The organism is Binatus sp. (SeqCode) (genome assembly GCF_049584895.1).
Taxonomy (GTDB): domain Bacteria; phylum Desulfobacterota; class Binatia; order Binatales; family Binataceae; genus Binatus.
In genome coordinates this window covers 81,273-95,313 of the sequence record NZ_JBAUYR010000057.1, presented here as the reverse complement: position 1 = coordinate 95,313, position 14,041 = coordinate 81,273, and the positions used below count along the sequence as shown (strand labels likewise).

13 protein-coding genes are annotated in these 14,041 nt (G+C 60.4%); 9 read left to right on the top strand and 4 right to left on the bottom strand.

Annotation, left to right across the window (positions count from 1 at the left end; translation table 11 throughout):
* The 7 genes from WB650_RS11070 to WB650_RS11040 form a co-directional block, all read left to right on the top strand.
* Positions 1-206 (top strand): VWA domain-containing protein (locus tag WB650_RS11070; protein ID WP_422304015.1); only part of this gene is annotated, 206 nt, incomplete at its 5' end.
* Between the two features lie 140 nt (positions 207-346).
* Positions 347-880 (top strand): bifunctional nuclease family protein, encoded by a 534-nt coding sequence (locus tag WB650_RS11065; protein WP_422297174.1) that lies wholly within the window; start codon positions 347-349, stop codon positions 878-880.
* A gap of 58 nt (positions 881-938) precedes the next feature.
* A complete protein-coding gene (locus WB650_RS11060) occupies positions 939-1,676 on the top strand; it encodes a tetratricopeptide repeat protein (RefSeq protein WP_422304014.1) in 738 nt (245 codons plus the stop codon).
* Between the two features lie 177 nt (positions 1,677-1,853).
* Positions 1,854-3,092 carry an NHL repeat-containing protein gene (locus WB650_RS11055; protein ID WP_423960447.1) on the top strand — a complete coding sequence of 413 codons (1,239 nt, stop codon included), beginning with the start codon at positions 1,854-1,856 and terminating at the stop codon, positions 3,090-3,092.
* Positions 3,093-3,456: 364 nt separating this feature from the next.
* A complete protein-coding gene (locus WB650_RS11050) occupies positions 3,457-4,446 on the top strand; it encodes an NHL repeat-containing protein (protein WP_423960445.1) in 990 nt (329 codons plus the stop codon).
* A 128-nt stretch (positions 4,447-4,574) separates the two neighbouring features.
* The gene (locus WB650_RS11045) at positions 4,575-5,996 is read left to right on the top strand and encodes an RNB domain-containing ribonuclease (protein ID WP_422302310.1); all 1,422 of its coding nucleotides are present in this window, start codon (positions 4,575-4,577) and stop codon (positions 5,994-5,996) included.
* Positions 5,993-6,796, top strand: a complete 804-nt coding sequence (locus WB650_RS11040; RefSeq protein WP_422302308.1) for a TIGR00730 family Rossman fold protein — start codon at positions 5,993-5,995, stop codon at positions 6,794-6,796. Before WB650_RS11045 ends, WB650_RS11040 begins: the two co-directional genes overlap by 4 nt.
* 52 nt (positions 6,797-6,848) lie before the next feature.
* Here WB650_RS11040 and WB650_RS11035 read toward each other — a convergent pair whose 3' ends face one another.
* The 3 genes from WB650_RS11035 to WB650_RS11025 form a co-directional block, all read right to left on the bottom strand.
* Positions 6,849-7,778 (bottom strand): DsbA family protein, encoded by a 930-nt coding sequence (locus WB650_RS11035; protein WP_422302306.1) that lies wholly within the window; start codon positions 7,776-7,778, stop codon positions 6,849-6,851.
* 174 nt (positions 7,779-7,952) lie between these two features.
* Complete coding sequence (locus tag WB650_RS11030; protein WP_422302304.1) at positions 7,953-8,600, bottom strand: tetratricopeptide repeat protein; 648 nt, start codon at positions 8,598-8,600, stop codon at positions 7,953-7,955.
* Positions 8,587-9,747 carry a deoxyguanosinetriphosphate triphosphohydrolase gene (locus WB650_RS11025; protein ID WP_423960442.1) on the bottom strand — a complete coding sequence of 387 codons (1,161 nt, stop codon included), beginning with the start codon at positions 9,745-9,747 and terminating at the stop codon, positions 8,587-8,589. The genes WB650_RS11030 and WB650_RS11025 overlap by 14 nt, the downstream gene beginning before the upstream one ends.
* A gap of 147 nt (positions 9,748-9,894) precedes the next feature.
* Here WB650_RS11025 and WB650_RS11020 point away from each other — a divergent pair, with 147 nt between their 5' ends.
* Entirely contained in the window at positions 9,895-10,572 is a 678-nt protein-coding gene (locus tag WB650_RS11020) for a septal ring lytic transglycosylase RlpA family protein (protein WP_422302300.1), read from the top strand.
* Entirely contained in the window at positions 10,569-11,909 is a 1,341-nt protein-coding gene (locus WB650_RS11015) for a hypothetical protein (protein WP_423960440.1), read from the top strand. Before WB650_RS11020 ends, WB650_RS11015 begins: the two co-directional genes overlap by 4 nt.
* A 10-nt stretch (positions 11,910-11,919) precedes the next feature.
* Here the strand turns inward: WB650_RS11015 and WB650_RS11010 are convergent, their stop codons facing one another.
* Positions 11,920-13,971, bottom strand: a complete 2,052-nt coding sequence (locus WB650_RS11010; protein ID WP_422302296.1) for an ATP-dependent DNA helicase RecG — start codon at positions 13,969-13,971, stop codon at positions 11,920-11,922.
* Positions 13,972-14,041: the final 70 nt, after the last annotated feature.

The following is a 14,041-nucleotide window of genomic DNA, read 5'->3' as shown; positions in this document are numbered from 1 at the left end:
ACAACTACAATCTTCCGCACGATTGGTGCTTGCGTGAAATCCGCCAGCGCGCGAAAAGAGTGATCTGGTTAAATCCTGAAAGCCGCAACACGTGGGGCTTCGGCGACAGCGAGATGGATCGCTACGCTCCGCACTGCGATCTGGTGGAAGAGTGCCGCAATCTCAACCAGCTATACCGCGTGGTCGATCGCTTGGTCGCCGGCTGACGGATTGGATCCTCGCGCCTGCCCAGCTTGCTTGGTTGACCACGCGCCAGCTTTGGGCCAAGATATTTTCTCGGGGTGATGTGCGGAAAATTCTCTCGAATCCGCGCGCGCTTGAAGAAAAACGGTTGAAGAGCCCGTCTATGGCTGGTCACAGGGAAGATTTTATACTGATGATTGTGGGCGGGATAACGCTTGATCCGTCCACCAAGATGCCGATCGTGGTTCTGAAAGATCCCGACAACAAGCTCAATCTTCATATCTGGATCGGTCCGCTCGAAGCGACCGCGATGGCGACCGAGCTCGAAGGGATCAAGCCGCAACGTCCGATGACGCATGACCTGTTGCGCAACCTGATGACCGAGTTCGGCGCGACGGTCGAGTCGGCCGAGATTACCGAGCTGCGCGAGAATACCTACTTCGCGCGAATCCAGGTGAAGACGCGCGACGGCAAGGCGCTTGAAATAGATTCGCGGCCGAGTGACGCAATCGCGTTGGCGCTGCGCACCAAGTCGCCAATTTACGTTTCCAAGAAAGTGCTCGAGGCCTCCAGCGAGCTGCACGAATCCCAGGGCGAACAGCAGACTTCCGATCAGAATCTCGCCGGTGTCTCGCGCGACAAATGGTCGGAGATCCTCGAGCGGATGTCGCCCGAGGATTTCAAATACAAGATGTAGGGCGCGTGCGCGCTAACCCTTCTGGTCTTCTGCCGGGCGGCGCCCGCTGGAGCATTCGATGCCGCCGACGACTCATCGCCGAAAATTAACTCAGAAAGAACTCCGGGCGCCCGACGAGTTCACGACCTTCGTCGACAACGCGCGCGATTTCTTCGTCAACAATCTCACCCAGATGATTGTCTCAGCCGCGATCGTCATAGTGGTCGGCGCGATCGTGATTGGCGTGTACTATTACGAGCGCCATCGCGACACGCTTGCGTCGTCGCGCTTCTACGATGCGATCACGGCGCTAAACGCCGGCCAGAACAAACTTGCCGAGACGCAATTCAAGCAGCTCGCCGATGAGGAGCCCGGCCGCCGGCTCGGACGCCTCGCGCGCTTCTACCTCGCGAGCGCATACATCGCCGACGGTGATTTGCCGAACGCGCGCGATTCGCTCGTCGCATTTCTGTCGGAAGAACGCGACCCGCTGTTCCGCAGCCTCGCGCTGACGAACCTCGCAGTGGTCTACGAGCGAATGGCCGACTGGAAGAAAGCGGCGGGTGCTTATCAGCAAGCGGCTGCCGATCCCGGGCCGGAGCAGACGAGGGCGGAACTGGGTGTCGCGCGGATGCTCGCGAAGTCGGGCGACAAGCAGGGCGCAATCGCCGCGTATCGCGGCTTCCTTAATGCCCATCCGTTCGCGCAGCAGCGCCAGGACGTAATGGAATCGCTGGCGCTCCTCGGCGCCCCCGCCGACGCGTCGCCGATCCCATCAGCGCCAGGCGCGAGCCCGCAACAGGTTCTTATTCACTAGTAGATGACGCCGACGGCGATTTCTTCGCCAGCTCGGAATCCAAAATCCATTGTCCGGTTGCCCGCCAGTCCGACGAACTGGAGTTAGAGAATGCGCCTTTCCGTTTTTGACTGATAGTTAACGGGAGTGTTATAGCTCGCGGGCCGTTGATGACGTGTGTCCTGGGGGGTGTTTTCCGTGAACAGCTCATTCGCTCGATTCGCCGTGGTTGCGATCACGGTTGCGATCTTTACAACCGCATTTGCGTCGACCGCCGATCAAACTGCGGATCGAGTCCTCGGACAGATCGGTTTCACACAAAACACCTTGAATTTCGGCGGCCCCAACGCGCTCAATGGTCCATCGAGCGCTGCCGTGGACGGTCAGGGAAATCTGTACGTGGTTGACCAGGGGAACAACAGGGTTCTTGGCTTCGCCGGTGCCGCTTCGTTTCTAAATGGCGCCAGCGCGACCCTCGTGATCGGCCAGCCGGACTTCTACAGCAATCGACCGGCTTATCCGACCATCACTCCGAGTTCGCTGAACCAGCCGATGGCAGCTGCAACCGATCCTGCGGGTAATCTCTACGTCAGCGATTTCGGCGATAATCGCGTGGTCGAATACGACGCGCCATTCGCCAGCGGATATACGGCGGGAGAGCCTGCGAGCATCATCTTCGGAAATACAAGTTCCAACGGCAATTCCACGGGATGCACCAACGGGCAGCCGATGCCAACTCCCGACAACCTCTGCGACCCTACCGGGCTGGCCTCTGATGGTCAGGGAAACCTGTTTGTCACTGATTCCGGCTACAACCGGGTTCTGCTGTATCTCAACCCGAAGGCCCCAGGCGGAGGTACTCCCGGCGTCCCCGGTTCTGGGGGTGATACCACTGCCGATCTGGTTTTTGGTCAGAACAATAGCTTCACTCGCTTTGTGACGTGTACGACGAATCCGCAACAACCCACTACCGCGTCGAGTCTGTGCATACCGGATGGATGGACTGGCGGACTGGCCCTGGATCCCGCCGGCGACCTGTTTGTCGCGGACGTGTATAACGCTCGGGTTCTGAAATACGATACGCCGCTTAATCCGGACAGCGGTGAACCGGGAGCCGGCGATACGGTCGCCGATCTGGTGATCGGTCAAAACGGCTTCACCTCGGCAGCGCAATGCTCCAAAAGGCGGCGCGAGAGCGCGAGCGTGTTGTGCGAACCTCAGGGGCTTGCGGTCGATCCGATCGGTAACCTCTACATCTCGGATGCGAACCGCGTACTTGAGTTCGATCATCTTCGATTGAAGGGTACGCAGATCGCTCAGCGCGTTTACGGGCAGAAAACTTTCAGCTCGTACCTTTGCGGTCTTCCTGCTGCTAATTCTCTTTGCAGCCCGCTGCTTCCCGCGGTGGACGGAGCAGAGGCGATTATTCGTGCCTGATTGGCAGAACAACCGGCTCCTCAGCTATGACACTCCGCTAGTCTCCACCGTCGCCAGCCGCGAACTGGGACAGATTGATTTCACGCACGGCGATGCGAACTTTCCAGGGCCCTGAGGCTTTTCCTACCCATCCGCAACAATCGCTGACGCCAGCGGGCATCTATACGTGGCCGATCAAAATCGAGTGCTGGGCTGGGCGAGCGCTCAGGGATTCGTCAACGGCCAGCCGGCTGACCTGGTACTCGGACAGCCCGATTTCTACTCGACGAGTTGCCATCTCCTGGGACCTCCATCATGTAGCACCGGAACCTCCCATTGCGTCGAAAGAGCACATCCTAAGAAACCAAACCGGAGTTCGCCGTTGATGTGCTCGCCCCAAGGACTCTCTGCTGACGACGCAGGAAACTTGTTCGTCGCGGATACCGACAACAACCGCGTGATGAGCTTCGCAAATCCTTTTGACGCGTGCGCGGGAAAGTTCCCCTGCGTCGGTGCGCCCCCGGCGTATATAGTCGATGGCAAAGCTGCTTCGTCCGATTGCCGCAAGCCAAGCGCCCATACTCTCTGCCAACCCGAACAGATTGCGCTAGACCATGGCGGCAACCTGTGGATAACCGATTATTCCAATTCCCGAGTCGTGCTGGTCGAGGGTTTAAGCACCCCTTCTAAAACCAGACAGCCACCGGGTACGCAGATTATTCCGCTCAATGCGCAGTTGGTCATTGGACAAGGTCCAAGCGGTGCCCAATTCAACTCGAAACTATGCAACCTCTTCGATCCCACCAATCCGATGCCGAGCGCGGACAGCCTATGTTACCCGGATGGAGTCGCGGTCGACACAAACGGAAATGTTTACGTATCCGATTCCGGCAACGGCCGGCTCCTCGAGTATGACAATCCTCTCGCGATGACGCCTGGTACCCCCGGAGTCCCGGGCAGCGCCGGCGACGTTACCGCGGATCGCGCGTTCGATGCCGGTGGCAGCTTTACTCTGAACAATTGCGGCACGACCGCCGACCAACTATGCACGCCCGAACAACTTTCGGTCGACTCGCAAAATAACTTGTATGCCGTCGATTATAATCGCGTATTGGAATACCTGAATCCCACTGCCGCAGGTGGCGGAACCCCGGGAACACCAGGCAGTCCTGGCGATACCACCGCCGACGTCGTGTACGGCCAGCAAGGCAGCTTCACTTCTTCCGTCTGCGGCGGCGGGGTCTATACAACTATCGCGGATGCCACCACTCTTTGTCAGCCGATTGGTGTTACCGTCGATCCCGGCGGCGATGTCTATATCGCCGACACCGCAAACTATCGCGTGCTCGCTTTCACTTATCAGAGTAGTCCCTGACGAAAGATTTCTGTCTATAGTCCGGATCTCAATTTTGACTTTTGGGGCGCGCGGTGGGCTATGATGCGCCGATGAATCAAGCCAGTGCGCCCTGTAGAAACCAGCTACAAAGCATCGCGCGACGTGCGATGCTTGAGCGAGGACTGTTGCCCGATTTTTCCGCCGAGGTCACGGAAGAGATCGGAGCTATCACGAAGCCGGCCGCCACGACGGATGCCTCGCTGCGAGACCTTCGGAGCCTGCTGTGGGCCTCGATCGATAACGACGACTCACTCGACCTCGATCAGCTTACGGTCGCCGAGCAGCTGCCTGACGGCGCGGTAAAGATTCTTGTCGCGATCGCGGATGTCGATGCGATCGTTGGAAAGCAATCCGCGATCGACGATCACGCGCGGACCAACACTACCTCGGTTTATACGGCGGCAGAAATTTTCCCGATGCTGCCGGAGAAGCTCTCGACCGATCTGACGTCGCTGGCGGATCGCAAGGACCGCCTGGCGATCGTGATCGAGTTTGAGGTCAGCGCCGACGGCGACGTTGGGAAGTCGGATATCTACCGCGCTACCGTGACGAATCGCGCGAAGCTCGCTTACAACAGTGTCGCGGCGTGGCTGGATGGGGCAGGGCCCGAGCCGGCGCCGATCTCCGGGGTTCCTGGCCTTGACCAGAATCTCCGCTTACAAGATCGTGTCGCGCAGGCGATGAAAAAGCGGCGGCATCAGAATGGCGCGCTGACGCTCGAGACGATTGAGGCGCGGCCGGTGTTCGACGGCGATTCGCTGACCGATCTGCAAGCCGACCAGAAGAATCGCGCTACCCAGTTAATCGAAGATTTCATGATTGGGGCCAACGGGGTGACGGCGCGATACCTCGAGCGGAGGGGTTTTCCAGCCCTGCGCCGGGTTCTGCGCTCGCCCGAGCGCTGGGCGAGAATTGTGGATCTGGCAAAAGATGAAGGCGGACGTCTTCCACCGAATCCCGATTCCACCGCGCTGCAGCAGTTCCTCGAAGAGCGACGACAGGCGGACCCGGTGCACTTTCCAGACCTGTCACTTTCGGTGGTCAAGCTGCTGGGGCGCGGCGAATATGTGGTCGACTTTCCCGGCCAGCCAGTGGCCGGACACTTTGGACTTGCGGTCAACGATTACACCCATTCGACCGCGCCTAACCGGCGTTTTCCCGACCTGATCACGCAGCGACTGTTGAAGGCAGCGCTCTCCGGGATGCCGAGTCCGTACAGCTCCGACGAGCTTAACGATTTGGCCGGACACTGCACGGACCAGGAGGACAACGCGAGCAAGGTGGAGCGGCAAGTGCGGAAGTCGGCGGCTGCGCTGTTGCTCGAGTCGCGCGTTGGCGAGCGGTTCGACGGGATTGTCACCGGAGCTTCGCCGAAAGGGACCTGGGTGCGAATAGACCATCCGGCGGCGGAAGGAAGAGTGATGCGAGGATACGAGGGCTTCGATGTGGGAGACCATGTCACCGTCGAGCTGGTCGACACCGACGTCGAGCGCGGCTTCGTTGATTTCGCGGGGATCCGAAAATCATGAAGGCCCGCAAATCGGATTCACCGGTCAGTCCGCCCCCGACCAGTCCTCCGCTCGCTTACAAAGACGAGAAATTTCTCGATAGCGATGAAGCCCGTCCGATGCGGATCCTTGCGGAATATCTGCAGCCGCTTCGGATTTTCTGCCGCGAGCAGGTACACGAGACAATCGTATTTTTCGGCTCTGCGAGAATTACTCCGGAGGGTCCGCTCGGACGCTATTACCAGGACGCGCGCGAGCTGGCGCGACAGATTACGATCTGGTCAAAGAACCTTCACTCCAAGGTTCATCGGTACGTAGTCTGCTCGGGAGGCGGCCCCGGCATCATGGAGGCGGCCAATCGCGGCGCGTCCGAAGCGGGCGGACGGACGATAGGCCTGAACATCGGATTGCCGCACGAGCAGCGGCCCAATCCGTTCATCACGCGCGGTCTATCTTTTGAGTTTCACTATTTTTTCATGCGCAAGTTGTGGTTCGCGCACCTCGCGCGGGCGCTGGTGGTTTTTCCCGGAGGCTTCGGCACGCTCGACGAAATGATGGAGATACTGACACTGCAGCAAACGCAAAAACTGGATCGACCGATCACGGTGCTTCTCTACGGCTCGCAATACTGGAAGGAGATCATCAACTTCGACGCGCTGGTGCGGCACGGCACGATCAGTCCCGAGGATCTCAAACTATTCAGCTTTGCCGACGATCCAGCGACGGCGCTTCGCCTGTTGCAGAAAGGGCTCCGGGCGCAACCCGAAGAGGAGCCACCGGTGTTCGCGCATTCATGCACCCCTGGACGTCAAAGCGGCTGAGCATTCAGGGAATCGCCGGCGTCAGGGGAGGGCGCCGGCTCGCGGCTAGCTCTTATTCATTCGTCGCGGACGACGACGGCGATTTCCCCGAGAGCTCCGACTCGATCACGAAGTCCAGGATTTTCCCGTCCGGCAATCCCACCACCGGAATTCCGTTGACGAAGAAGGTCGGCGTCGACGAAACGTGAATCGAGTTACCGTCGGCCTGATCCTGCTTGATGCGAGCTTCGGTCTGCGGGCTGTCCATGCATGCCTTCAGTGAAGGCGCGTCGAGCTTCTGCGACTTCGCCAGCTTGTCGACGTTGTCCTGAATATTCTTCGCGTTGATCGATCCCTGGTTGGTGTAGAAGTAGCGCGCGAAGTCCCAGAACGCCGCCGGGTTCTGCATCCGCGCGCACTCGGCCGCCTCCGCGGCTTTCATCGCCCACGGATGCACATTCAGCGGATAGGCTTTAAAAATCACCTTCACCTTGCCCTTGTAGGTCGTGTTCACAAGCGTCTCGATCACACTGAACGCATGCGCGCAGAACGGGCATTCGAAATCGGCGAACTCAACGATTGTCACCGGAGCGTTCACCGGTCCTTGCGTCGGCCGATCGTCCAAGGTCACGCCGCCCATATTGGTCCGTCCCCACGGCTCCATGCTCGTGTCGATGTATTGCCCGATGATCGCTTTGGTCTCATTTTTGTCGAAGAACAGGCTGGTCGAAACGTTCTGTCCCTGTTCATTGCTGACGATCAGCTGGCGCGCGAACAGTCCTTCGATCGGCGTCCTGAAAGCGGGACCGAGCTTGATCAGATCGGGACTGGGAATCTTGAAGTGTTTCTGCAGGTAGGTCTTCAATGCCGCGTCTTTGGCCGGATCGGTGGCGATCGGAGCGGCGAGAGGGGAGACTCCGCCAGCTTCCTGCGCGAGCAGCACGCCACGCGATCCCAGCAAGATCATCGCGCCAAGGAGAAGAAATGCGCCAACCCGCGCCATCTTCTTGCGGCAACATAGCTTCGCATAAGAACTATTATGTAAACTACGAATAATGGTTAGAAACCGAAAAAGGCCTGAAATCATTGATGCTTCAACGCTCCCCAGTTCAAGAGTAATTGTGTTCGACGTAGATAGAGACGGATACCGACGACCAATAATTCCGCACAGTTCTAGCTAATCGCGACGGCTCCGTACAGCGCCTGATTGTTTGCGAGGTGTCGCCGGTTTGTGGCCGAGTGCGCGCAATGCGCTGCGCGCGATGAAATTTCGCGGCTCGAGCTTCAATGCTTCTTCATAGTACGCGATCGCCGTGGCGCTCCGTTCCAAGCCAGTAGCGCATTGACCCATCACGACCAGCAGCTCGACGCCGGCGGCACCGAACTCCCGGGCATGCTTAAGCGCTGTGAGCGCGTCCGCGAATTTTTCCTGCTCTGCAAGAGCCAGGCCGAGTCGCAACATCGCCTCCGCGTTCAGCGGGTCAAGGTCGAGCGCGTCACGATACATCGACAGCGCCGACCGCCTCGCGCCCTTTTCATATAAGTCACGCGCGGCCGAGGCCATCCGCGTGCCCTCCTCGGGCCACCCGCGGAATTCAATTTCCACCGTTATTTCGTCGTGCGAGACTTCGGCCTTGACCAGCTTCAGTTTCGGGCCGAGATATTCGCGGACGCGATCGAGCACCGCATCGCCGTTGGTTTCCGGCGACTCGAGAAACGCGAGCCCGACCGGATCGCCGACGTGATCGACGCGCCGGATCACAATCGTTCGCCGCGCGCGCGACCGCGTGGTTCTCGGTGGCGCCTGCTTGTCAGACGCGCTCATTGGGATCGAAGAGTTTGCGATACTCGTCGAGTGCGAAACGGTCGGTCATGCCTGCGATATAATCCGCGACCGCCCGCGAAATCGGCTCACCGTATCGCTCCGCGCGCGCCACCACATGCTCCGGCATCTGGCGCGGCTCGGTCATGTACGTTTCGAACAAGGCCGCGAGCACCCTGCCCGCTTTTTCGGTCATCCGGCTGACGCGGTAGTGCCGATACAGCCGATCGCGCATCACATTCTTGATCTCGTCGACCTTCACGCCCATCGCGGAGCCAAACGACGTGAGCACCCTGCCCGCTTTGCGCACGTCCTCGACGCTGCGGATTTTGTGGCGCTCCAGCTCATCCGCGAGATTGCTCATCAGGTCGGTCGACATCGCGTCGATCATCCTGATGACGGTCTGGTAGCGAAGAACGCGCATCTCGGCCGACGGAGACGCATCGCGCGCCGCCGCCGCGGACTCTCTGAAAAGCGCGGAAGCGTTGAGCTCCTCGACGCTAAGCATCTGCGCCTTCAAGCCGTCGTCGACGTCGTGGGCCAGGTACGCAATCTCATCCGCCAGATCGACGATTTGCGCTTCCAGGCATGGATACGTGCTCGCGTCGAATTCCTGCGCGGCTGGACGTTGCTGGAAATGCGAATGCTTGACGATTCCCTCGCGCACCTCGAAGCTCAGATTGAGCCCGCGAAAATTCGGGTAGCGAATCTCGATCCAATCGACAGTGCGCAGGCTCTGCGCGTTATGATCGAAGCCGCCGTGCGGCGTCATCAGCTCGTTGAGCACCTTTTCGCCGGCGTGGCCGAACGGCGTATGCCCCAGGTCATGCGCGAGCGCGACTGCCTCCGCGAGTTCCTCATTGAGGCCGAGCGCCCGCGCCACGGTGCGCGCGATTTGCGCGGCCTCGAGCGTATGCGTCAGGCGCGTGCGGTAATAATCGCCCTCGTGATTTACGAAAACCTGAGTCTTGTATTCGAGGCGCCGAAACGCTGCCGAATGAATGACGCGATCGCGATCGCGCGCAAACATGGTGCGCATCGGATGTTCGGGTTCGGGAAATCGGCGTCCGCGACTGGCCCGCGACGCCATCGCATATGGCGCCAGCGCGCGCGCCTCGATTTCCTCCAGCTCCTGCCTCGTCCGCAGCATCGCGGCCCTTATCCAGCGGTTGCGTTCAACACCGGAGATGCTACCACGCGGCAGACCGCTCCCGAAGCACTCCGCTCGAGGTCGGTGAACAGTTGCGGCTCTATGCGGCGACGCCGTGCTCTCTATAATTGAGATGGCATAGTCGACGTGTTTGAAATTCGGATTCCGCAAGTATTCTCGGCGATTGCGATGAGCGCTCTCTTCGCCGCATGCGCCACGACCCGACAGGCGCAACTCCCGCCGGCAATTTCCACAATTGCAGCACCTCAGCCGGCGCCGCAGGTAGTCGGCATGGCGTCGTGGTACGGGCCGGGTTTCCACGGTCACAAAACCTCGGCCGGCGCGTATTACGATCAAGAAGATCTCACGGCGGCGTCGATCGATTTCCCCCTGGGCAGCCGTGTGATGGTCACGAATCTCGACAACGGCCGTTCCGTCGAAGTGACCATCACCGACCGCGGCCCGTTCATGAAGGGCCGCAAGATCGATCTTTCGCACAAGGCTGCGCGCGTGATCGGGATGCTAGATCCGGGCACTGCGCGCGTGCGCATCTCACTCATCAGCAAGCCCGCCGGGACTCGCGACGTCGGCGCGCCGTTGCGCTACGTCGTCCAGGCCGGTTCATTTTCCGAGCAACAGAACGCCGAGCAGCTGCGAAATAAGCTGGCCGCGTACTACCCCGACGTGCACATCGATCAGCTTGATGCCGACCATCGTCGCTATTACCGTGTACGTATGGGCGCGTTTGCGACCCGCTCTGCCGCCGAGGCGCGCGCGTCCGACACGGCCAGATTTGGATTCCCCGCCGTAATTATCACCGAATGACGAGCCGAGGCATTTGTTCCGCACGACGGCTCTGGTGGCCAATCTGCGCTGTCGCCGCTCTGATTCTTCTGCGCGGATGCTCCTACTCACTGGTCAACGGCGACCGCGTCAATTCGCAGCAAGCAGCAAAAATCGAGTCAGGCATCCAGGATATTCGCCAGCTTCGATTCAAGCGGCCGGTTCCGCTCGTCGTGAAAACGCCTGACGAAGCCGAATCTATGATGGAAGCGGACCTGATGCGCGACTACACCGACAACCAGCTCGAGGCCGACGCGGTGGCCGGAGCCCTCACCGGTCTCTTTCCTGCCGGGCTCGATCTCAAGGCCGCCTCGCTCAAGTTGCTCAAGAGCCAGGTTGCCGGCTTTTACGATCCGCATGGCAAGGAAATGGTGCTCGTCGAAGGCGGCGACGATCTCGGTATCTGGAACAGCGCTGCTCAGTTTGTGATTCAGCGCGACGTCGTCGGCGAGATGCTGCTTGCGCATGAACTGACGCATGCGCTGCAGGATCAAAATTTTGATCTCGAAACGAGTCTCGACAAGGTTAAGAACGACGATGATCGGGGCCTCGCGCTCAAGTGCGTGGCCGAGGGCGACGCGACCATCGCGGGCTTCGCCTATGCGATGGGCCGCATGGATGACAGCACGGCGGACGCGCTTACAAATAATCTCAAACAGCTGCCGCAGGCTCTGGCAGCCGAGGCGCCCCACACTCCCGAAGGTCTCAGCGCTCCGCTTCTCTTCCAGTATTCCGAAGGCGTCCGTTTCGTGGCCGAAGCCTATCGGCGCGGCGGATGGTCTGCGGTGGACGCGCTCTACCGCAATCCGCCGCAGTCCAGTCACCAGATTCTGCATCCGTCGCTCTACTTCGACAGCAACGCGCCGGCGCCTCGAATCGAGCTCGCGGGCTACGACCGCATCATGAGCGGATGGAAAAAAGCTGACGACGATACTTACGGCGAGTTGTTCCTGCGCGTCATCCTCGAGCGTAATCTCGGCAAGCAGTCGAACGAGCTCGGCCTCGCCTCGCGATGGATTGCCGATCGCATGATCATTCTGCAGGAGGGCCACGCCGTAAACGTGATCTGGATGCTCGCGTTCAGCGACGCGCAGACTGCCAGCCATTTCGCCGTCGTCTACGAGACTCTGCTCGATCGTCTGCTCGGCGATTCCACGCCGCATCGCATCGATGCGCGCTCGAACGCGGTGCTGGTGGTAATCGGCGATGGCGCTGACTATTTCGAAACTCTAGCGCCCGCAATCTGGAACGCGAGCGCGATCGAAACCGGCGGCGTCACCGCGCGCATCGAGCCGTCGGGAAATTCCCTGCTCCAGTAGAGCTGGCGCCCTACCCCACGTCGCCGAGGCTGAATCCCAGCGCCAGCATTTTTCTGACCGCTGCGCGCGCGCCCTCCGATTCCCGGCTCGACAGCGACGGATCGCGCGCAATCCATTCGTCAGCCAGCTTGCGCGCACGTTCGATCGTGCGATGGTCGCGGATCAGATGCACGAATTTCAGCGGTAGCGCTCCCGTCTGACGCGCGCCGAGCAGATCGCCCGGGCCTCGCAGCCGCAAGTCGGCCTCCGCCACCGCAGCACCCGTCGTACATTCGCGCATCGTCGCAAGGCGTTCGAGCGCAACGTCATCCGCATCGCTCGACGCCACGATACAGCATCGCGAGGCCCTCTCACCGCGCCCAACCCTGCCGCGCAGCTGATGCAACTGCGCGAGGCCGTAGCGCTCCGCTGCGACGATCACGATTATCGTCGCCTCCGGCACGTCGATTCCTACTTCGACTACTGTCGTGCAGACCAGGGCGTCGATCGCACCATCGCGGAATTCACGCATCGCGTAATCCTTTTCCGCCGCACTCATCCTGCCGTGCATCGTGCCGATTCTCGCCCCGCGCAACGCTCCCTTTTTGAGGCGCGCCGCAGTAGCCGACACCGACTTGGCCTCATCTTCGTCGCCCTCGATAAAAGGTACGACGTAATACGCGCGTCCGCCGCCTCCGATCTCGGCGCGCAAACTGTCATGCACGCGCTCGATATCCTGCTCGGTATAGATCTCGGTCGCGATCGGCGTCCGTCCCGGCGGCAGCTCGTCGAGAAATGAAACGTCGAGATTGGCAAACAGGCTCATCGCCAGGCTCCGCGGGATCGGCGTCGCCGTCATCATCAAGAGATTCGCCTTCGGCCCCAATGCTTTCATCTTCGCCCGATCGAACACGCCGAAGCGATGCTGCTCGTCGATCACCCCGAGCGCGAGTCCATGTATTCGCACGCGCTCCTGTATCAACGCATGCGTTCCGAAGACCGCACCGATTTCGCCGCTGGCGAGTCCGCGCAAAACCTGATTGCGTGCCGCACCCGTCACGCTCCCGGTGAGCAGCGCGTGACGTACGCCGAGCCGCCCGCAGAAGCGCGCGAAGCCGCGCCAATGCTGCTCGGCGAGCAGTTCAGTCGGCGCCATCATGGCGGCCTGATGCCCAGATTCGATGGCGCGAATCATCGCCCAGAACGCCACCAGCGTCTTGCCGCTGCCGACGTCGCCCATCAGCATTCGGTTCATCTGGTTAGGCCGCGCAAGATCGGCGCCGATTTCCTCGATCGCGCGCGACTGCGATCCAGTCAGCGCAAACGGCAGTTGCTCGATCATCTTCGCTCCGAGGCTCGGCGAGCCATCGAGCGCAATCCCGACACGTCGCGCGCTGCGGAGCCGCTCAATCGAAAGTGCGATCTCGAAAGCGAACAGCTCATCGAATGCGAGCGCGCGATGCCCGCGCGAGTCGCCGTTCGCCAACGCGTCAAAGTCAGCATCGGTCGGAGGATCGTGAAGATAACTCAGCGCATCGCGAACGCTCGGTACCTCACCGCGCAATTCGTCGGGGATCGCTCCACGAATCGAATCGCCTGCCTCGACGAGAGCACGCGTGACCAGTGCAGCGAAAAGCCTCTGCCCAACAATCGAAGGGAGACGGTAGACGGGTCGAATTCCTTTTGGCTCGCCGTCCGACAGCCGATGCAACTCAGGTTGCACGATTTCAATACCGCCGTCCGCATCCGCGGCAACTCGCCCTCGCACCAAAACGCGCTCGCCGCCCGGCAAATAGCCGCGCATGTAAGCCGGCAAGTTGAACCACACCACGCGTATCTTCCACCCGCCCACATCGAGCCATCCCGAAGCAAGCCGTCGCCATCGCGAACCGCGCATCGGCCGCTCGGAAATTTTCCCAAGCTCGCCTTCAACGACGACGATATTCCCAGCTCGCAGATCTTTCGCAGACGATCGCTCGCGCCAATCCTGATAACGAACCGGCAAATGAAAAATAACATCGCCTGCGGAAGCAATCCCACGCGCTTCCAGAGCCATCGCGCGCTTAGGCCCAATCCCCGGCATCGAAGCGACCGGACTGTCAATCGAAATCCGAACCCCGCTATTTTCCGATCCCTCGCCCGCGATTTTGCGG